The 21,333-nt window shown below is 61.5% G+C and carries 16 protein-coding genes; 13 read left to right on the forward strand and 3 right to left on the reverse strand.

Features of this window, described 5'->3' with window-relative positions; translation table 11 throughout:
* Nucleotides 1–190 precede the first annotated feature (190 nt).
* On the forward strand, nt 191–2,245 hold the full coding sequence (locus GDR53_RS12460; protein ID WP_193334805.1) for a methyl-accepting chemotaxis protein: 2,055 nt from the start codon (nt 191–193) through the stop codon (nt 2,243–2,245).
* A 555-nt stretch (nt 2,246–2,800) separates the two neighbouring features.
* Here GDR53_RS12460 and GDR53_RS12465 read toward each other — a convergent pair.
* The gene (locus GDR53_RS12465) at nt 2,801–3,115 is read right to left on the reverse strand and encodes a response regulator (RefSeq protein WP_232846616.1); all 315 of its coding nucleotides are present in this window, start codon (nt 3,113–3,115) and stop codon (nt 2,801–2,803) included.
* Nucleotides 3,116–3,535: 420 nt separating this feature from the next.
* Nucleotides 3,536–4,204: a sensor histidine kinase gene (locus tag GDR53_RS12470; protein ID WP_193334807.1), complete on the reverse strand. Its 669-nt coding sequence runs from the start codon at nt 4,202–4,204 to the stop codon at nt 3,536–3,538.
* Nucleotides 4,205–4,303: 99 nt separating this feature from the next.
* Here GDR53_RS12470 and GDR53_RS12475 point away from each other — a divergent pair.
* A protein-coding gene (locus GDR53_RS12475) for an IS3 family transposase (protein WP_193334513.1) occupies nt 4,304–5,493 on the forward strand; the annotation gives its coding sequence in 2 pieces (ribosomal slippage) (nt 4,304–4,562 and nt 4,562–5,493; 1,191 coding nt in all).
* 208 nt (nt 5,494–5,701) lie between these two features.
* On the opposite strand, the gene GDR53_RS12480 is transcribed toward GDR53_RS12475, so the two are convergent.
* Nucleotides 5,702–6,970, reverse strand: coding sequence for a site-specific integrase (locus GDR53_RS12480; protein WP_193334808.1), 1,269 nt, complete (start codon nt 6,968–6,970; stop codon nt 5,702–5,704).
* A 339-nt stretch (nt 6,971–7,309) separates the two neighbouring features.
* Between GDR53_RS12480 and GDR53_RS12485 the strand changes: the two genes are divergently transcribed.
* The 11 genes from GDR53_RS12485 to GDR53_RS12535 all read left to right on the forward strand — a co-directional run bounded on the left by GDR53_RS12485 (nt 7,310) and on the right by GDR53_RS12535 (nt 21,331).
* Entirely contained in the window at nt 7,310–8,281 is a 972-nt protein-coding gene (locus tag GDR53_RS12485) for an acetylxylan esterase (RefSeq protein ID WP_193334809.1), read from the forward strand.
* Nucleotides 8,282–8,348: 67 nt separating this feature from the next.
* Nucleotides 8,349–9,368: a LacI family DNA-binding transcriptional regulator gene (locus GDR53_RS12490; protein ID WP_193334810.1), complete on the forward strand. Its 1,020-nt coding sequence runs from the start codon at nt 8,349–8,351 to the stop codon at nt 9,366–9,368.
* A gap of 413 nt (nt 9,369–9,781) precedes the next feature.
* Nucleotides 9,782–11,722 carry an ABC transporter substrate-binding protein gene (locus tag GDR53_RS12495; RefSeq protein WP_193334811.1) on the forward strand — a complete coding sequence of 647 codons (1,941 nt, stop codon included), beginning with the start codon at nt 9,782–9,784 and terminating at the stop codon, nt 11,720–11,722.
* A 222-nt stretch (nt 11,723–11,944) separates the two neighbouring features.
* A complete protein-coding gene (locus GDR53_RS12500; RefSeq protein ID WP_193334812.1) occupies nt 11,945–12,937 on the forward strand; it encodes an ABC transporter permease in 993 nt (330 codons plus the stop codon).
* Nucleotides 12,938–13,021: 84 nt separating this feature from the next.
* Nucleotides 13,022–14,083 (forward strand): ABC transporter permease, encoded by a 1,062-nt coding sequence (locus tag GDR53_RS12505; protein ID WP_408639804.1) that lies wholly within the window; start codon nt 13,022–13,024, stop codon nt 14,081–14,083.
* 4 nt (nt 14,084–14,087) lie between these two features.
* Nucleotides 14,088–15,116 carry an ABC transporter ATP-binding protein gene (locus GDR53_RS12510; protein WP_193338077.1) on the forward strand — a complete coding sequence of 343 codons (1,029 nt, stop codon included), beginning with the start codon at nt 14,088–14,090 and terminating at the stop codon, nt 15,114–15,116.
* Complete coding sequence (locus GDR53_RS12515; RefSeq protein ID WP_193334814.1) at nt 15,113–16,147, forward strand: ABC transporter ATP-binding protein; 1,035 nt, start codon at nt 15,113–15,115, stop codon at nt 16,145–16,147. Before GDR53_RS12510 ends, GDR53_RS12515 begins: the two co-directional genes overlap by 4 nt.
* On the forward strand, nt 16,148–18,001 hold the full coding sequence (locus tag GDR53_RS12520) for a DUF2264 domain-containing protein (protein WP_193334815.1): 1,854 nt from the start codon (nt 16,148–16,150) through the stop codon (nt 17,999–18,001).
* Nucleotides 17,998–19,008 carry a hydroxyacid dehydrogenase gene (locus tag GDR53_RS12525; RefSeq protein WP_193338078.1) on the forward strand — a complete coding sequence of 337 codons (1,011 nt, stop codon included), beginning with the start codon at nt 17,998–18,000 and terminating at the stop codon, nt 19,006–19,008. The genes GDR53_RS12520 and GDR53_RS12525 overlap by 4 nt, the downstream gene beginning before the upstream one ends.
* Before the next feature lie 86 nt (nt 19,009–19,094).
* On the forward strand, nt 19,095–20,681 hold the full coding sequence (locus tag GDR53_RS12530) for an acyltransferase (protein ID WP_232846617.1): 1,587 nt from the start codon (nt 19,095–19,097) through the stop codon (nt 20,679–20,681).
* 2 nt (nt 20,682–20,683) lie between these two features.
* Nucleotides 20,684–21,331, forward strand: coding sequence for a ThuA domain-containing protein (locus tag GDR53_RS12535; protein ID WP_193334816.1), 648 nt, complete (start codon nt 20,684–20,686; stop codon nt 21,329–21,331).
* Nucleotides 21,332–21,333 lie beyond the last annotated feature (2 nt).

The raw sequence follows: 21,333 nt of genomic DNA on the forward strand, positions 1-21,333 counted from the left end.
GCCTGAAAGCGGTCATGCTCCGGTCCAGGGCGCGAGCCAGCAGTCAAGTTAGTGAATTAATAACCATAATCTGCTAACCTTATCGTTGACCGACTAGCGTCTGCGGTCCTTCATTTTACCACCACTTGCCTTCGCTCCCTGCCGGTAGCCCGCAGGAGCTTAAGCATTTATTCATCAGATGAGACTGGTCATGATTTTTGCAAAGTTGGGTATAGCTGGACGCCTCTCAGTTGGCTTCGGCTTCGTGTTGTTGATGATGATTGCTTTGACTTGGAATTCAGTGAGCCAGGTCAATTTTATGAATGGCAATCTTGTCCAGGTGAACGAGGTCAATAGTGTTAAGCAACGCTATGCAATCAACTTCCGCGGTAGCGTCCATGACCGGGCGATCGCTGTTCGTGATGTGATCCTGGCAGGGTCACCAGATCAGGTCGCCACCGCCTTGACGCTGATCGGAAAGCTCGCCGGCGACTATGCTGTCAGCGAACTGGCGATGACACAAATGCTAGCCGGGCCATCAGGTGCGACCGATACTGAAAAGACAATCATCGCCGAGATCGCGGACATTCAAGCGCGGACCAATCCGCTCGTCTCACAGATCATAGACCTGCGTAACCAGGGCGATCTTGCGCAGGCGAGCTCTGTATTGAACGCACAGGCAGCGCCACTTTTCCGAGACTGGCTGGGAGCAATTAACAAGTACATTGATTATCAGACCGGGCTGAACGACGAGATCGGCGGTCAGGTCAATGCGTCGGCAAGTGGCTTCCAACTTACTGCGTTGATGTCGCTTGCACTGGTCCTGGTTCTCTCCATCGCTGCGGCTGTTCTGGTAAGTCGATCAGTCACCGTTCCCGTTAGAAAGCTTTCCCGGACCATGCGTGTTTTGGCGGACGGCGACTATACAAACGAAGTGCCGTATGTTGGGCGCCCTGACGAGTTGGGCGTGATGGCAGGAACGGTCGAGGTGTTCCGCAAGAACGGGCTACAGGTAGCCAACATGACCGCAGCAGAAGCCTCTCGCATCATTGAGGACGAAACAGCTCGAAAGACTATGATGTCAGAGTTGCAAGAAGCATTCGGGACTGTCGTAAATGCTGCAGCCGAAGGCGATTTTTCGCGACGCGTCAACGCCTCCTTCCCCGATGCCGAACTCAACGCGTTGGCCGGCAGCGTCAACACCTTGGTTCAAACTGTCGATACCGGCCTGGCCGAGACGAGCCTCGTCCTGGCAGCGATTGCAGAGGCAGACCTTACCAAGCGCGTGACTGGCAATTACCAAGGGGCCTTTAGCACCTTAAAAGACGACACTAACGCCGTTGCAGACAAGATGAGCGATATTGTCGACCAATTGCGCGTCACGTCGAGGTCTCTCAAGCTCGCCACTAGCGAGATATTAGCGGGTGCCAACGATCTGTCGGAGCGCACTACCAAACAGGCTTCAACCATTGAACAGACCTCAGCCGCCATGGAGCAAATGGCCCACACGGTCACGCAAAATGCACAGCGTTCTCAAGACGCCAGTCTCAATGCTTCCTCTGTGACAAAGATTGCAGAAGAGGGCGGTCAGGTGATGATCGAGACCACCTCTGCTATGGAGCGGATTACCAGTTCATCAGCCAAGATATCCAATATCATCGGGTTGATCGACGACATCGCGTTCCAAACCAACCTTCTTGCCCTTAACGCGTCTGTTGAGGCAGCCCGTGCGGGCGATGCTGGCAAGGGATTTGCTGTCGTGGCAGTCGAAGTGCGTCGTCTCGCACAATCGGCTGCCAGCGCTTCATCCGAGGTCAAGGTTCTAATCGAACAAAGCGCCGGCGAAGTATCGGGCGGTACCCGCCTCGTTGCTGAAGCAGCTGACAAACTCAATGCGATGCTCGAAGGTATCCGCGCCAATTCTGGCCTGATGGATGGCATTGCAAAAGACAGCCAAGAACAGGCTTCCTCGATCAAGGAAGTGGCAACAGCGGTTCGTCAGATGGATGAGATGACCCAGCACAACGCCGCTCTGGTTGAACAGATAAACGCATCGATCGAACAGACAGAAGCCCAGGCGATCCAATTAGACGGCATCGTGGATATCTTCACCATTGATGACAATCGGCAAGTTGAGGCGAGTGCAGTTGCCAAGAGGGTATCGTCAGGTGGGATTAAGGATCTGCAGGGCCGCGCCAAGCTTGCTGCGAAGCGTTTCGTTACCCAAGGCAATGCCGCAATAAAGCAGGATTGGAACGAGTTCTAAGCTAGAGCTCTATTTTTTGAGATTGCGACCTCGCCTTCTCATACCCGCCGCGCAACATCACAGCCTGCGGCTTTCAGTCTGCCATCGAACTGGAAACGAAGGTCAGCCGGCGCAATATTGTTCCGGCTGATCCCGCTTTATGCCAAGTCTAACCAAGAAGGCTGGGTTCACTTTCGTCCCGATGACGTTGCCCCAAGTTTGCCAATCCACCAATGCCTGCTTTTCCTGTAGGCTATTCCCAATGCTGCCGGTCTGCCCCCTAACTTGCCACCTAGGCTCAAGCAAGGGTAAGCGACAATCGGTCTGGCGGCAGTCGTACCATTTTGCCGTTCACGCCGCCTTTTCGATTTCCTGAAGGCGGTCGGTCAAGTGAAGGTCTCGCAAGTGTCGAAAAGCGGTGCTTTGCTGGTAGTCTAATTGTGGCGATTGATCGCGCCACTCAACAATTCTAGGACTAAAAAATCACGCCCTAAAGTGATCTCCAGCGACGTTACCCACTTGGATCAATCCTGATTAAAGTATCCTCTTTCCCATAAGAAAGAGGGCAGGCGCGGTCTAAATCGCCAGCAAATCGCGCAAGGAAACCATCACGTCGTCATGTCGGTAAGGCTTGCTAAAGAAGACGCTACCGTCGGGCATATCGGAGGGTAGAATCTTATGGTGTCCAGACGTGACGATGATTCTAACCGGCGGCCACCGATCCCGCACAGCCGCAGCCAGCTTCAGCCCATCCATGCTGCCGGGCATATCAATATCGGTAAACAGCATGCTGATCGACGGATTGGCTTCCAACAAGTCGATCGCTTGATCGGCGTTTTCGGCCTCGAATACACGGAAGGCCTCGCGCTCAAGCTGATCAATGACATCCATGCGGATCAGAGGCTCGTCCTCGACCACTAGGACTGATATTCGCGTGCTCATACTTTCCGGGCACCTTTGGTTGGATTATGGGTAGAGCTACTCAAATTTAAGCGAACAACTCGACGTTTCGATCCCTGTCTCAAGATATTTTGATGGTTTGTCATGCAAATCTCAATACCTCTGCTTTAAGCCGTCAAGCGGACAATCGGGACTGGGCGAAAGCTGTGATCTGCTGATCTGACATTAGGAGTTGGATTGGTGGCCGACGCTAAGACCTCGCACTGCAATTGTATGGCCCGGTGGAGACGACCCAGCATCGGTGGATCTCGCCCCCGTCATAAGGAATGAAATCGAAAGTTGCCGACTAGCCATCGATGGTCAATGCGTCATATGTGCCTTGTGGAACGGATGTTTTGCGTCGCAAAACCACTATGATGACACAATGCTGGTCGGCAGTCGGACAGTGATCGTCGTACCTCCGGCTCCACTCGCCCGCGCGAGTGTTCCGCCGATCTGGCGGACGAAGGCGTCTATGAACCGTGTTCCCATGCCTGACGATGCTGACGCCCGCTCACTTCCATCGATGCCGACGCCGTCATCTTGCACTGACAGGCTGAACTCGCTGTCACGCTGTCTGAAGCCGAGAATGATACGTCCTTTCTTGGCGGGGAAAGCATATTTTACCGCGTTTGTAACAAGCTCGTTGACCAACAAGCCAATCGGCACGGCATTGTCGGCACTGACCGTAAAAGGTTCGACATCCAAGGCGATCTCGATTGTCGATTTTTCGCCAAGCAGACTTGAACGAAGGCTTGCGGCAATTCCGGCGAGGTAGGCGGGCATATCCACCGGCCCAAAGACACTCGAGCGGGCGATCACGTCGTATAGATTTCCAACCGCGTTGATGCGCGACTGCATGGCTTGATATCCCGGGACGCACGGGTCTGCTGCTTGTCTGAGTTCAAAAGAGACAAATGCCGAGATTACCGCGAGCGAGTTTTTGATGCGGTGCGCCAGTTCCGCCGCCATCATGTCCTTGTTGCGATCTGAATTGATGGCCTCAGTGACATCCTCGAAAGCCAGCAGGAGGTTGGTCATATCGTCGATCAGCTTCTGGCGCAGTGGACTGACAGTGACGTTGCCCCCTGCGCCTAATCCAGTTTGAAGTAGGCTCTGGCCCCATCAGAAGGACCAGAGATGAAGCGAACCAGGTTCACCGAAGAGCAGATCATTGCGATCTTGAAGGAGCAGGAGGCCGGCGTTCCAGTTGCCGACCTGTGCCGCAAGCATGGCGTCAGCAATGCCAGCATCTACAAATGGAAGGCCAAGTATGGCGGCATGGACGTCAGCGAGGCCCGACGACTGAAGGCGCTTGAGGACGAGAACGCCCGGCTCAAGAAGCTGCTGGCCGACAGCATGCTCGATAATGCCGCGCTGAAAGATCTTCTTGGAAAAAAATGGTAGCGCCCGCCGCCGAGCGGGATGCTGTCGCCCATCTCCAGACTGCCTATGGGATGAGCGAGCGGCGGGCGTGCCGAGTATTGGGATGTTGCCGGATGACGATGCGCTACCAGGCGCTGCGAACCGATGACATCGTGCTGCGCGACCGGATGAAGGCCATTGCCCATGAGCGGCGACGGTTTGGCTATCGGCGGCTGCACGTCCTGCTGCGGCGGGAAGGGTATCAGGTCAATCACAAGCGCCTGTTCCGGATCTATCGCGAGGAGAAGCTGATGGTGCGCCGTCGAGGCGGCCGCAAGCGTGCCATGGGCACCAGGGCGCCGATGCTGATCCCAATGGCGCCCAACGAACGCTGGTCCCTGGACTTCGTCTCCGACCAGATGACCGACGGTCGGCGCTTCCGGGTGCTGACAGTGGTCGATGACTGCACACGCGAATGCCTGACCTTGGTTGCCGACACCTCGCTGTCTGGTCTGCGCGTTGCCAGAGAGCTGGAGACGCTGATGGCTACTCGAGGACGCCCCAAGATGATCGTCAGCGACAATGGGACTGAGTTCACGTCCAATGCCATCCTGGGCTTCGCTGACCGGATGGGGATCGACTGGCACTACATTGCCCCTGGCAAGCCGATCCAGAATGCCTTCATCGAGAGCTTTAACGGCCGGCTGCGGGACGAACTGCTCAACGAGACCCTGTTCCCATCGCTTGCTCACGTCCGGGCCACCGTGGCGTCTTGGCGCGCCGATTACAATCTGCACCGGCCGCACTCGCGGCTGGGTTGGATGACGCCTGCCGAATACGCCGACACCTTCAACCCGCGACGGGATCTGCCGCTCCGCTCAATGACCAGCTCCGCGCCAGCCCCCGTCGCTCACCCCGGCCAGATCGACCAAACTAACCGCCCGAGTCTACTTCACGCTGGATAGAAGTTGGGGGCAACGTCACCGACCGTTTACTCAAGTCCGGGTCGGCGGCGGTGAGGACAAAATCAGCGCTGGTAACGATCAAGATCGGGGACGACGCGACGCTGAAGTGGAAAGTGGCAGACGCTAGTCATCTGGCAGCGATCATCGCCAAGCTGAGGGCCGTTGGTGAGGTGATCCCCCTTCAATCTCCAACACCGTCAAAGCCCGGCTAATCTTCAGGTTTGGTGGATGCCTTCGCCATCGCAGCCATGGCTTCGCCGGTTTGTTCCCCGTAGGCGCGTAGGGCCTCGACTGCATGGTCGGCGTACCGAAGTGTAGTCTGAGTGGATTTATGCCCGAGCAAGGCACCCACCTGCGCCAGCGATAGACCGCCCATGACCGACCAGGATGCAAAAGTGTGGCGCAGAGTATGAAGGGTCGCCGATGCGTCAATCTCTGCAGCGGCGCGTATCTGATGCCAAGGCCGCTGCAAGGATATTGGTGATCCCTCCTTCGCACCTTCAAATAACAGCTTGTCCGGTGCTCCGCGCTCAAGTGCGGACAATGCCAAAACAACCTGGGTACCATACGGGATCACCCTGGATCCGGTCTTGCTATCGGCCAGCCGAAAGCAGTTTTTTCCTTCGTCCACGTCACGCCACCTCAGGGTCATAACCTCGCTGTAGCGCATACCCGTATATAGCAGGACGCGAATGGCCGCAGTCGCTTTGCTGCTCACGACCTGGGCCTGATCAGTGACGTCGAGTTGAGTGATTAATCTGCCGACCTCAGCTTCATCAAGGAAACGATCCTTCCGATGCTCCTTGTATTTCCGAATGGAGCTGGCCGGGTTGTCGTCGCGTAAGCCCCATTCTTGAGCGCAGCCAAACATTTTGGAAACCAGTGCAACGACCCGGTTGGCAATGCCTTCGCCGCCGCGGATTATACGCCGGCCGCGCGGCTTAGCCTTCAACTCGCGCGCGGTTTTGCCGTCTCTCACGGCAACCTTCATGCGATCAATGTCCTGTCGCGTCACATCTCTGACGCGCATTAAACCGAGGGTAGGGATCACGTGGTTGTCCAGGTTAGCTCGGTCAGTCTGGACGCTCCGGGGCTTTTTATGGGGCACGGCATACTCAGCGAGATACCGCGTCGCGAGCTCCGCTACAGTGCCCGATGCCCGGTCAGTTTGACGCTGCTGACTAACATCCTCTCCGGCGGCCGACTTCGCCAGCCATTGGCGAGCGATCTGGCGGGCCTGGTCCACAGTGAGGGGGCCGTGATCTCCAACTTTGGGGCGGCGTTGTTGGCCACTGGACGTTCGATAGTACACGAAATAGACGCGCTTCCCAGCTGGCGTGACCTTGACGCCGAAGCCAGGAACCTCTGTGTCCCAGCGAATTACGTCAGGCGCTTTTCTGGCTTTGCCAGTTTCATCGATCGGCGGCGTGGCGGGGGTGATAGCCTCGACGATCTTTTTCGTTAATTTGACTCGCATGTTTGACGATCATCTGTGCCGCTAGGTAGCAAACTAGGTAGCAGTGTAGCGGGTGATTGGTCGTATTACGAGGGGGCTGATGGGAATGAGCCAATCTGAAGATGTTTTATATTCAGGGGTTTGTGGTAAAAGCTGGTAATTGAGGGTGCTCGCACGCGCGAGGGTATCGCGGAATCATAATCCGTGTGTCCCCAGTTCAAATCTGGGCTTCGCTACCAATTCAGACCCCTGGAAACCTGATGGTTTCCGGGGGTTTTTGTTTGTTGGCCATGGCGATCATCTGGCATGGCAGCGCGGGGGCGTGCATGGTGGCGGCGACTTGATTTGCGGGAGTTCGCCATGCCGTTTCCAGACCTGACCCAGCCCGAACTGGGCGCCTATCAAAGCGGCGTGCAGACGCCCGGGGATTTCGCGGCGTTCTGGGAGAGCACCCTGGCCGAGGCGCGGGCGATCGGCGGGACGGTCAGCATTGTAAAGCAGGCGACGACGCTGACCGCAGTCGAGGTCTTTGACGTGACGTTTCCGGGGTTTGGCGGGCATCCGGTCAAGGGCTGGCTGGTGCTACCGACGCAACGCAGCGGGAAACTGCCGCTGGTGGTGCAGTTTGTCGGCTATGGCGGCGGGCGGGGATTTCCGCACGAACAGCTGCACTGGGCAGCCTCGGGCTATGCCTATTTCCGCATGGATACGCGCGGGCAGGGCAGTGGCTGGAGCGTGGGGGAGACGCCCGATCCGGTGGGCTCAACGCCCTCGGTTCCGGGCGTGATGACCAAGGGCGTGCTGGACAAAAACGGGTATTACTACCGGCGGGTATTCGCCGACGGGGTGCGGGCGATCGATGCGCTGCTGGGCCAGGACTTTGTGGATGCTGACAAAATTGCCGTCTGTGGCGGCAGCCAGGGCGGCGGGATTGCGCTGGCGGTGGCGGGCATAGACATGCGGGTGACCGCAGCGATGCCGGATGTGCCGTTCCTGTGCGATTATCCCCGGGCAGTGGCGAAGGCGACGCGCGACCCCTATGGCGAAATCGTGCGTTTCCTGGCCCAGCATCGCGACAAGAAAGACCAAGTTTTCGAAACACTTGCCTATTTCGACGGGGTGAATTTTGCCCGGCAGGCCAAGGCGCCAGCTCTGTTCTCGGTGGCGGTGATGGACGATATCTGTCCCCCCTCGACGGTCTATGGCGCCTTCAATGCCTATGCCGGGGATAACAAGACCATGATCGAATATGAGTTCAACAATCACGAGGGCGGTGGACCGTTTCAGGACCGGGCACAGATGGAGTGGCTGGCCAAGCAGTTCCGGGGATAAGTGCAGTCAGGACTTGCCTCGCGCAAGAAACGCAAATATTGCGTAGTTGAGCAGTTCGAGGCAGATCATGGCAGTGCAGAAGCGGGCCAACCAGGCCGATATCGCCGAACGCCTAGGCGTATCAGTGAGTACGGTGTCGCGCGCGCTGGCCAATGAGATGGGCATCAGCGATGCGGTGCGGCGTGATGTGCAGCGCATGGCGCGCTCTCTTGGGTATAAATCCAAGCATATAACGGGCCCGACGGGCGGGGATAAACGGGCGGTGGCGCTGGTGCCGCTGGGGAATGCGACCAGCGGGCTGTCCGGCTTCTATTTCGGCATTGTCGAGGGCATGCGGCAGCAGGCGGCGGAAGCCGGCATGATGCTCGACGTGCGGCTGGTCAACGACCAGATGGTGACGCTCGACATGATCCGCAAACAGATTGACCAGGCCGATGCCGGCGGGCTGTTGCTGGCTGGGATCGACGCCTGGGACGAGCTGGCGGCGTGGTGCGCACAGGAAGATATCCCCGCCGTGCTGGTCAATGGCAGCGACCCGCGCATGCGGCTCAGTTCGGTCTCGCCGGCCAATTTCTACGGGGCCTATCTGGCCACGCAGCGGCTGCTCGATGCCGGACACCGCCGCATCCTGCACTATACCCATCGCTATCGGCCGACAATTCTGCAGCGGCAGCGGGGCTTTGAGGCGGCCATTGCAGCCACGCCCGGCGCGCAGGGGATCATCGTCAATACGGCCGACCGGGATTCCCGCGGCCTGCTGGCCGACCTTCTGACGGGCAAACATGACGTGACCGCGCTGTTCTGCTGGAACGACATTGCCGCCGTCGAAATGCTCGAGAGCATTTATGCCCCCGACAGTCCGCTGCCTAAGGGCTTTTCGATCATCGGCTTTGACGACCTGCCGCTGGCAGGGATGGCGACGCCGCGGCTGAGCACGACGCGGGTGGATCGCGAGGCGATCGGGCGTGGTGCAGTGCGGCTGCTGAGCCAGCATATGGAGGGGGAAGGGGCGGTGCAGCAGCTCGAGATCGGCGTCAGCATGGTCGAAGGCGAAACCGTGTTTGCCGCCATTTCGTCGCCAGTATGAACGTATGATGTTGTTCCGTTCATCGGCTTTCCTCAGCCTAAAACCTTGTTCGCGCGACGCAAAATGAACAAATTTGCGTAACTTGCATGAATTGCGTAAATTGCTTGAAATAGCGCAAGTTGTGAACTAGCCTCTGTCCATCGGCAGAGCGCACCGACGAGCCCCAAGCTCAGGTGACGCTGCCGGGAGGGGCGCCGACAAACCATACCCCGTTCATCTGCCGCCTCAGGCGGACTGCTGCTCGCCTGGCGCGGGACGCAGATCTCACCGCTCACAACGAGCGGGAGCGCCGGCCAAAGGCCGGCACAGGAGGACGTGCCGGCCTTTGGCCGGCGCGGTTGCGGATGGTGGCACTGGGTCGCCATGCGCCAGACGAAACCCGGGCGAGGCAGCCCGGAACAGGGAGGATGAGGATGAAGCAGTTTACACTTTTCGGTCGTGCCGAGGGGCCAAGTGGCCTGCGGCTGGCCGGCGCAGTGGCGCTGACGGCGCTACTGGCGGCGGCGGGGCCGGCGCTCGGCCAGCAACAGGCGCCGATACTGGACGCCATGGTCGAAAGCGGCGACCTGCCGCCGGTGGCCGAACGGCTGCCAGCCAATCCGCTGGTGGTTGAACCGGTCGACAGCGTCGGCACCTATGGTGGCACCTGGCGCTCGGCGTTGCGCGGCGGGCTCGACAATGCCTGGATCGCACGTACCGTCGCCTATGACGGGCTGGTGCGCTACAATCGCGAATGGGATGAAATCATTCCCAACCTTGCCGAGAGCTGGGAGGTCAGCGAGGACGCGACCACCTATACGTTCAAGCTGCGCGAAGGGCTGAAGTGGAACAACGGCACGCCCTTTACCAGCGCCGATATCGCCTTTGCCGTCGAACTGATGAGCGAGCCCAGCTATGGCGTAGGCACCTTCATCAAGAATGCCAACAATCCAGTGACGGCCGAGGTGGTCGACGAGACCACGGTCAAGCTGATCTTTGAAAAGCCCAACGGCATCATCATGGACGAGCTGGCCAGTGTGAACGGGCTGACGCTAGTGTCGCTGAGCAAGGACTATTGCAGCCAGTTCTACCCCAAATACAATCCGAACGCTGCCGAAGAGGCCAAGGCGGCCGGGTTTGAAACCTGGGAATTGTGGATGGCCAATCGTTGCAGCTGGTCCACAGAGACCATCCGCTTCGCCAATCCCGAATTGCCGTTCATGAATGCCTGGATGATCGAGGAGCCGCTGACCGGCGACGCCACCCGGGCTACCTTCGTGCGCAATCCCTATTACTGGAAGGTCGACAGCGCGGGCAACCAGTTGCCCTATATCGACCGGCTCGAAATGCGGGTCTCGGATTCGCTCGAAGAAATCACCCTGATGGCGCTCAACGGGGAAATCGACTTCCAGGATCGTCACATCGCGACGGTGGCCAACCAGCCGCTGTTCTTTGATGGCCAGGAAGAAGGCGACTATCGCCTGGGCGAGAATATCCCCTCGAACATGAACACCATGGTGCTGCAGTTCAACTTGAACCATGTCGACCCGGTCCGGCGCGAGCTGTTCTCCAACAAGGACTTCCGTATCGGCGTCAGCCATCTGATCGACCGCCAGGAAATCATCGATGTGGTGTTCACCGGCCAGGGCTCGCCAGGCCAGGCCGCGCCGCGTCCGGAATCGCCATTCTATGACGAGGAAATGACCACCCAATATACCGAGTTCGATCCCGACGCGGCGGCTGCGGCCTTTGCGGCGGCGGGCCTGGGCGAAAAGAATGGCGATGGCTTCTACACCATGCCGGACGGTTCGCCGCTGGTGGTGACCATCGACATGATCTCGGCCTTCCGCGCGGAATGGACCGATATGATGGAGCTGATGCAGCTGCAGCTCGAAGCGGGTGGCATCGATATCGAGCTCAACAATATCGACCGCACGCTCTATTACGACAAGCGCCCCACCGGCGACTATGACGCGCAGATCTGGCAGGGCGATGGCGGCCTCGATGTGATCCAGGAGCCGCGCTACTACATGCCGAGCGGCGATGAATCGGTCTGGGCCTATCGCTGGGCGCAGTGGTATCTGGGCTCGCGCCCCGAGATTGCCGAGGAGCCGGCCGAATGGGCCAAGCAGCAAATGGAGCTGATGAACCAGCTGCGGGCCAGCGGTGATCCGGCGGAGCGCGACGAGCTGATGAAGCAGATCCTGACCATCGCCAAGGAAAACTTCCCGGTGATTGGCGTCAGCCTGCCCGGCAACGGCTACTATATTGCCAAGAACAACCTGCGCAATGTCGCCGAGCCCATGCTGCATGCCTATCTGTTCCCCACCCCCGGTCCCTACGATCCGTTCCAGTGGTACTTCGCCGCGGAATAACCTCGTCCCTCCCACCCCTCGCGGCAGCAGTGCTGCGGGGGGACCCAATGCAGCCACGCCTGGTGGCGGCTGAGCAGACGTTCCCTCCCCATGGGATGGGGCCGGCGAGGGGCTGGTCAGGTCGACCCTCATAGTCCCCCGCCATCATTGCCTCCCCTCACTGGGCTGAGGCGAAAAGAGCCGCTGCAGCGCGTGGCGAGCAGGCTTTACAGGAGATGCCCCATGCTGGGTTTCATCGGCCGACGATTGATTGCCATGGTCCTGACCATGTGGGCGGTGAGCTTTGTGGCCTTTGCCATTATCCAGCTGCCGCCGGGCGACTACCTGACCACCTATATGGCGACGCTGGCCGCCAATGGCGACCGGGTCGACCCGGCTACCATCGAGGCGCTGCGACAGCAGTATGGCTTTGGCGAGCCCTATATCGTGCAGTACTGGAAATGGATCAGCGGCATCGTGCTGCGCGGCGATTTCGGGCAGAGCTTTGAGTGGAAGGCGCCGGTGACAACGCTGATCTGGGGCCGGCTGGGCAATTCCATCCTGCTCGAAGGGCTGGCCGTGATCGTGATGTGGCTGGTGGCCGTGCCGATCGGCATCTATGCGGCAGTGCGCAAATATTCGCTGGGCGATTACCTGGCCACCATCGGCGGCTTTATCGGCCTCGCCATTCCCAATTTCTTCTTCGCGCTGATCCTGATGTATCTCAGCTTCATCTGGTTCGGGGAGACCATTGGCGGGCTGTTCTCGCCGCAATATGAGGCGGCGCGCTGGAGCCCGGGCCGGGTCTGGGACTTCCTGAGCCATGCCTGGGCCCCGGTGCTGGTGCTGTCGATGGCCGGCACTGCCGAGCTTATCCGCATCCTGCGGGCCAATCTACTCGACGAGCTCAAGAAGCCCTATGTGACGACGGCGCGGGCCAAGGGGCTCAGCGAATTCCGCACCATCATGAAATATCCGGTGCGGGTGGCGCTCAACCCGCTGATCTCGACCATTGGCTGGCTGCTGCCGGCGCTGGTGTCGAGCTCGGTGATCGTGTCGGTCGTGCTCAACCTGCCAACAGCCGGGCCGCTGCTGCTGCGCTCGCTCACGAGCCAGGACATGTTCCTGGCCGGCGCCATCATCATGCTGCTGGGCATGCTGACAGTCATCGGCACGCTGGTCTCTGATCTTCTCCTCGCGTGGATCGATCCGCGCATTCGGTACGGGAGCAAATAAATGGCAATGGATACCCTGACCCGCAATCCTGCCGTCGATACGGTCCCGGTGGTACGCGCCAAGCGCGAGAGCCAGTTCGACCTGATGTGGCGCCGCTTCCGCCAGCACCGGCTGGCGCTGGTGAGCCTGTGGATCGTTGTGGCCTTCTATCTGGTGGCGATCTTTGCCGAGTTCCTGGCGCCGACCGACCCGGGCGCCTATAGCGCACGCTATACCTATGCACCGCCCCAGGGCATCCAGCTGTTCTCGACCGGCGAGGACGGCTCCTGGCGCCTGGCGCCGCATGTGAATGGCTATGCCAGCGAAATTGACCCCAAGGCGATGCGGCGGACCTTCGTCATCGACCCCGAGGTGGAAATCCCGGTGCAGTTCCTGGCCCCCAGCGAACCCTATCTGCTGGCCGGGGTGATCCCGATGAGCGTCAAGTTCATCGGGGTGACCGAGGCGCGGGCGCCCTTCTACATCCTGGGTGCCGACCGGCTGGGACGGGACCTGCTGAGCCGGCTGATCCATGGCACGCGGATTTCGCTCTCCATTGGCCTGGCCGGCGTGACGCTCAGCCTCTTCTTCGGCATCATCATCGGCGGCTTTGCCGGCTATTATGGTGGTTGGTTCGACAGCGCGGTGATGCGGGTGGTCGAGTTCATCCGCTCGATGCCGACCATTCCGCTGTGGCTGGGCCTGGCCGCCGCCATGCCCAAGGACTGGAGCGCGCTGCAGACCTACTTCGCCATCACCATCATCCTCAGCCTGATCGGCTGGACCGAACTGGCGCGGGTCGTGCGCGGGCGGTTCCTCAGCCTGCGCACCGAGGACTTCGTGACCGCGGCGCAGCTGGATGGCGCCAGCGATTGGCGCATTATCACCCGGCACATGGTGCCCAGCTTCATGAGCCACATCATAGCGGCGGCGACGCTGGCCATTCCGGGCATGATCCTGGCGGAGACGGCGCTGAGCTTTCTCGGTCTGGGGCTGCAGGCGCCGATCGTCAGCTGGGGCACGCTGCTGCAGGACGCCCAGAATATCCGCACGCTGGCGACGGCGCCATGGCTGCTGACGCCGGGCCTTTGCGTGGTGGTGGTGATCCTGGCGATGAACTTTTTCGGCGACGGCCTGCGCGACGCGGCCGATCCCCATGGACGGTGAGATGATGACCGAACACAGCAAACCCATCCTGACCATCCAAGACATGTCGATCGTGTTCTCCTCGCCCGACGAGGCCGATATCGAGGCGGTGCGGCAGGTCGACCTGACGCTGACGCCGGGCAAGACGCTGGCGCTGGTGGGCGAAAGCGGCTGCGGCAAATCGGTTACGGCGCGGGCCATCCTGCGCCTGCTCGACTCCAATGCGAAAATTCCGCGCGGGCGCATCCTGTTCGAACCCGAGGGCGAGGCGGCCACCGACATTGCCCAGCTCAAGCAGGACAGCCTGGCGCTGCGCAAGATCCGCGGCAACCAGATCGCCATGATTTTCCAGGAGCCGATGAGTTCGCTATCGCCGGTGCATACGATTGGTGACCAGATCGACGAGATGATGACCATCCATGAGGGGCTCAACCACAAGCAGGCTCGCGAGCGCACGGTGGCGCTGCTCGACAAGGTGGGTGTGCCGGGGGCGCGCGAGCGGGAGGGGGCCTATCCATTCGAGCTCAGCGGCGGGTTGCGGCAGCGGGCGATGATCGCCATGGCTTTGGCCTGCACACCGCAATTGCTGATCGCCGACGAGCCGACCACGGCGCTGGACGTGACGACACAGGCGCAGATCCTCGACCTTCTGCGCCAGCTGCAGGCCGATTTCGGCATGGCCATGCTGTTCATCACCCATGATCTGGGCGTGGTGGCGGAAATCGCCGACGAGGTGGCGGTGATGTATCTGGGCGATGTGGTGGAGCAGGGCAATGTCTTCGATGTCTTCGCCCGTCCCAGCCATCCCTATACCCAGGCGCTGATGGCCTCGATCCCCAAGATGGCGCGCAAAGCCGAGCGGGTGCGGCTCAACCCAATCAAGGGCACTGTGCCGGCGCCAAGGGATAGACCGGTGGGCTGCGCCTTTACCAGCCGGTGTCCGCATGCCTTCGAGCCCTGCGCCAGTGTGCGGCCGGCGCGGACGGCAGTGGGCGATGGCCATCATGCCCGCTGCCACCTGCTGACAGCGGTACCGGTGGAGGAAATGGCATGAGCCGGCTGCTGACCGTCGAGAATCTGAGCAAGCATTTCACCCTGGGCGCGGGCCTGTTCGGCAAGGGCAGGCGGCTCGATGCGCTGACCGAAATCAACCTGACCGTGGAGGCCGGTGAAACGCTGGCCATCGTGGGCGAAAGCGGCTGCGGCAAGACCACTTTAGGGCGCTGCATCATCCAGGCGCAGTCGGTCAGCGAGGGAAGGGTGGTGTACCATCCCAAGGCGGGTGGCGATGTCGAACTGACCGCGCTGAGCAAGCGCGACATCAAGCCGTGGCGGCGCGATATCCGCATGATCTTCCAGGACCCGATGAGCTCGCTCAACCCCAATATGCGGGTGTTCGACATCGTCGCCGAACCGCTGCGCATACACAAGATCGCCAAGGGCAAGGCGCTTGAGGACATGGTGATCTCGATCCTCGAAAAGGTGGGCATTCCGGCCGAGGCGGTGGGACGCTATCCGCATGCCTTTTCGGGCGGGCAGCGGCAGCGCATCGGCATTGCCAGGGCGCTGGTGCTCGAGCCCAAGCTGGTGATTGCCGACGAGGCGGTATCGGCGCTGGACGTGTCGATCCAGGCGCAGGTACTCAACCTGCTCGAGGATCTCAAGACCGACCTGGGGTTGACCTATATCTTCATCAGCCACGACCTCGGGGTGGTCAACTATATCGCCGACCGGGTGGTGGTGATGTATCTGGGCCATGTGGTGGAAAATGCGCCCACCGAAATGCTCTTCGAGCGGCCGCGCCATCCCTATTCAGAGCTGCTGCTCGAGGCGCTGCCGATTGCCGACCCGCTGCGGCGCAAGGGCCCGAGCGCCGAGGTGCGCGGCGAGATCCCCTATCTGGGCAACCGGCCCAAGGGCTGCCCGTTCAACACCCGCTGCAAATATGCCCAGGATGTCTGCCGCACCGACAGGCCGGTGCTGCGACCCATCCATGGGAGCGCGCAGGAAGCGGCCTGCCACTTTGCCGAAGAACTCAATCTGAAGGGCGCCTATGACGGCGCGCCAGTCAAGGAAATTGCCTAGATGACCCATGATCCGGTGAGCGCCAATCCACTGTTTGGCAATCCGCTGCAGACCCGAGCCGATGCGACAAAGGCGCTGGGAGACCTGTTTAATCCGCTGCTGCCGTATTTTTCCGAAGGCGGAGCGCGGGTGCGGCTCGACGGGGCGGGGGCGCATTTCGACCGCGCGGCGGCCGACCTCGAAGGCTTTGCCCGGCCGCTCTGGGGACTGGCACCGCTGGCGGCAGGCGGCGGGGATTTCGCGCATTGGGAACTCTATCGCCGTGGTCTCGCCAATGGCACGGACCCCGAGCATCCCGACTATTGGGGCGCGGTCAATTCGACCGACCAGCGCATGGTGGAGCTGGCGGCGATCGGCTTTGCCATGCGGCTGATCCCGCAGCTGGTTTGGGAACCGCTGGAGCAGAAGGCCAAGGACAATCTGGCGGCCTATCTCAAGCATGCGCGGCAGTTCAACTATGCAGACAATAACTGGAAGTTCTTCCGGGTGCTGGTCGATCTGGGACTGGAAGAATGCGGCGTCGAATTCGACCGGACGCTGACCGACAAGTATCTCGAGGAACTGGACGGCTTTTACATCGCCGATGGCTGGTACCGCGACGGGAATATCCGCCGCATCGACCACTACATTCCCTTCGCCATGCACTTTTACGGGCTGATCTACGCCAAGCTGGCGCGGGGCGACGAGAAGCGCGTGGCCGCCTACAAGGAACGGGCGGTGGCCTTTGCCAAGGATATTCGCCACTGGTTCGACGAGGATGGCGGTACACTGGCCTTCGGGCGGAGCCTGACCTATCGCTTTGCCTGTGGCGGCTTCTGGGGCGCGCTGGCCTTTGCCGATCTCGAGGCCTTGCCGTGGAGCGAGATCAAGGGGCAGTATATGCGCCACCTGCGCTGGTGGGCGGACAAGCCGATTGCGCATGGCAATGGCGTGCTGTCGATCGGGTTCGGCTATCCGAACCTGTTCATGAGCGAGAGCTACAATTCGGCCGGCTCGCCCTATTGGGCGCTCAAGGCATTTTTGCCGCTGGCGCTGGGCAAAGAGCATCCGTTCTGGGCGGCGGCGGAAGCGCCGGCCGTGGTGGACGAAAAGCCGGTGCCGCTCAAGCATCCGGGCATGGTGATGATGCATACCAAGGGCAATGTGGTGGCCCTGTCGAGCGGGCAGCAGAACTGGCAGATGCGGGCGGGCGTCGAGAAATATTCCAAGTTCGTCTATGCCAGCCGCTATGGCTTTTCGGTCGAGGTCGACGAGCGGGCCTACAATATGGGCGCCTTTGACGGGGTGCTGGCCTTTTCCGATGACGGACGCCATTACCGGATGCGCGAGAGCAATGAAGTGGCGCAGATCGCCGGCGACACGCTCTATGCCCAATGGAAGCCATGGAGCGATGTCACGGTCGAGACTTGGCTGATCCCGGCCAATCCCTGGCATATTCGTGTGCACCGGATCACCACGCCGCGGCCGCTGCATGCCACAGAAGGCGGCTTCGCCATCGCGCGGGCCGACCTCAATGCCGACACGCTGACCGAAGCGGCGGGTCGCGCGGTGGCGCAGAGCGCCAGTGATATCAGCGCGATTGTCGATCTGGGCGGACAGCGGGAAGGGCGGGCGCACAAGGCCTTTCCCAATACCAATCTGATCGTGGCCAAGACGCTGGTACCGCAATTGCGCGGCGATATTGCGGTGGGCACGACGGTGCTGGTGACGGCGGCCATGGCGCTGCCAGCGGGGGAGGATGCCGACGCTGCGCTGGCGCGTGTGCCGGCGGCACCGGACATCGCGGCACTCGAAGCGCTGTTTGCCCGCGAGGGCGTCGACGTCAGCGCCATCCTGGTTCCGGAGCGGTTCTGATGCGACCCAAGATCGCCTTCGCCATGGCGGCGGACAAGACCAAGTTCGTCTTCGATGAGCAGGCCCTGGCGCGGCTGGCGGTGCATGGCGACATCGTGCAGGCAACCCCGCTCAATGAGTTCAGCGGCGACGCCGCGCGGGCGGTGCTGGCCGAGATCGATATTCTGATCACCGGCTGGGGCTGCCCGATGATTTCGGAGTCAGTGGTGCGCGCGGCGCCAAGGCTAAAGCTGATCGCCCATGCGGCGGGGACGGTGAAATATACGCTGGACCCGTCGGTCTATGCGGCGGGGATTGTGGTGACGCATGCGGCCGATGCCAATGCCGTGCCGGTGGCCGAATATACGCTGGCTTCGATCATCTTCGCCAACAAGCGGATGTTCGAAATGCGCGACGGTTACCGGGCCGATCGGGCGCGGCACACGAGCCACGCGCTGATGGACGAGCCGATCGGCAATTATCACCGTACCGTGGGGCTGGTGGGGGCCTCGCGTATCGGCCGCAAGGTTGCCAGGTTCCTGGCCGGCTTCGACTTTACCGTGCTGCTCAGCGACCCGTTCGTGCAGGCGGACGATCCGGTGACCGCCCTGGCCGAGCTGGTCGACCTCGATACGCTGCTGGCGCGCTCGGATGTGGTGTCGCTGCATGCGCCATCGCTGCCGACGACGCGGGCGATGATCGGGGCGCGGCAACTGGCGCTGATGGCCGACGGGGCCACCTTCATCAATACGGCACGCGGGGCGCTGGTGGACGAGGCGGCGCTGATCGCCGAACTGCAGAGCGGGCGCCTGCATGCGGTGATCGATGTGACCGAGCCTGAAATTCCACCATTGGACTCGCCGCTCTACAGCCTGCCCAATGTGTTCCTGACGCCGCATGTGGCTGGGGCCATCGGCACCGAGCGGCTGCGGCTGGGGCAATTGGTGGTCGATGAGATCGAGCGGTTTGTCGCCGGGGAGAAACTCGAATTCGTGGTGGAACCGGCGCTGCTGGAGCGGTTGGCGTGAACAACACACCCCTCATCCGCCCCTTCGGGGCACCTTCTCCCTCAAGGGGAGAAGGGAAGTCCGCAGATGCTGAGCACGAAGCGCGGTTGCAGTTCCTCACCTGGGACCGGACGCCGGAGGATATTGCCAGCCCGGCGCATCGGGCGCGGCTGGCGCGCTGGCAAGAGGTGGCGGGCGCGCAGTTTGCCCAGGGGTCCTATGTGGCGACGGAAGCGGCGATCTTTACCAGCCATCTGGTGCTGGGTGAGCAAAGCTGGATTGCCGGGCATGCGCTCGTGCGCGGCGATGTCGAATTCGGCGCCCATTGCACGGTCAATGCCTATGCGATGATCTCGGGCAAGGTGCGCTGCGGCGACGGGGTGCGGATTGCCAGCCATGTGAGCCTGGTCGGGTTCAACCATGGGTTCGATGATCCCGATGTACCGATCCATACGCAAAAGCATGAGAGCCTGGGCATTACCATCGAAGACGATGTGTGGATCGGGGCCAATGCGGTAGTGCTCGACGGGGTAACGGTGGGCAAGGGCGCCGTGATTGCGGCGGGGGCGGTGGTGAGCAAGGATGTGCCGCCGCTGGCCATTGTCGGCGGCGTGCCGGCAAGAATCGTGCGCTATCGCGGGCAATCGGCCAAGCGCGATAGCTTGGCGCAGCTGGAACGACTGGGGGCGCGGGCGGCGGCGCAGTGGTCGCAGGTGCTGGCCAATCACCGCGTGAATGGCGTCTATGTGTCGATCGAGGCCGATGGGCAAAGCCGGCCCAGCCTGCGGCACCGGAATGACGCCATCGAGATTGCCGCCGGTTTCGGCGCGTTGCCCGAAGGGATCGATGTCGCGGCGACGCGGGCCGAACTGCAGGGGCTGCAGGACAAGGCCACGGGGCTGTTTCCCGATCCGCATCGGCCGCTGGCGCCGGGGCAGGCGCTGCGCGATGACGGGCTGGCGCTCTATAATGTGCTCTCGGTAGGCTATGTCCTCGAGCTGCTGGGCGGCCAGCCGCTGCACCCCATTGCGGCAGTGGAGCTGGACGCGCCGGTGCTATGCGCGTGGCTGGAAAGCCTGAGCTGGCGCGAGCGGGCCTGGGGCGCCGGCGCGGCGGTGGATGCCATCGGCACGGCGCTTTATTTCAATGCGCGGTATTTTTCGACCGGTCGGGCCCGCGAGACGCTTCTGGGCTGGTTGGCACTGAACCAGGATCGGGCCACCGGATTGTGGGGCGCGCCGACCGCAGCCGAGGGATTGCTGCAGCCGGTCAATGGCTTTTACCGGCTCACGCGCGGCACCTATGCCCAGTTCGGCCTGCCGGTGCCGCAGGCGGAGCGGGCGATCGACACCATGCTGGCAAACTACCGCAATTATGGCGGGTTTTCCGGGCCGACCTATACGGCGTGCAACCTACTCGACACGGTGCATCCGCTCTGGCTGTGCCTGCAGCAGACTGACCATAGGCGCGCGGAAGCCGAAGCCATTGCCCGGGCGGTGATTGCGCGGGCAGAGGAGCGCTGGCGGGACGGGGCGGGCTTTGCCTTTGCCGACGGACAGGAGCCGAGCCTCCAGGGCACCGAAATGTGGCTGAGCGTGGTGCATCTGGCGGCCAAGCTGTTGGGCATCGAGAGCGACTTTGCCTTTGTGCCCAAGGGGGTGCATCGGACGCAGGCAGTGGGGCTGGGATTGTGAGCATGACAGGCAAGAAAGCGCTGGTGGTCTGGGGCGGGATGGAATTGCACACGCCCGAGCGCGGCGCCCAGGTGGTGCGCGACCTGCTCGAGGCGGAGGGCTTTGCCGTCACGGTGACGCCCGACTATGACGCGCTGGGGGCCGAGGATGTCGGCAGCCATGACCTTGTCGTGCCGGTGATCACGGCGGGCGAGCTGGCGCCGGAAAAGATGGACCGGCTGATCGCGGCGGTGCGCGCGGGGACCGGGCTGGCCGGCTATCACATGGGGCTGGCGACCAGCTTTCGCGCCAGCGTGCCGTTCCGCTATGCGGCCAGCTGCTACTGGGTGCAGCATCCGGGCAATATCATCACCTATCGGGTCGACGTTGCGCAGGCCGAACACCCGATCATGGCGGGGATCGAGAGCTTCGAGCATACGTCTGAGCAGTATTACCTGAACTATGACCCGGCGGTGGATGTGCTAGCGACAACCACGTTTTCGGGGGAATTCCACCCCTGGCGCAAGGAAGTGGTGATGCCGGTGGTGTTCACCACCATGCATGATCGCGGCAGGGTGTTCTATTCCTCGCTTGGCCACACGGCCGACGAGTTGGCGGGCGGGCCGGTACGCGAAATCCTGCGGCGCGGCCTGCTCTGGGCGGCACGGTAGGA

This window comes from Devosia beringensis (assembly GCF_014926585.1).
Classification (GTDB): domain Bacteria; phylum Pseudomonadota; class Alphaproteobacteria; order Rhizobiales; family Devosiaceae; genus Devosia; species Devosia beringensis.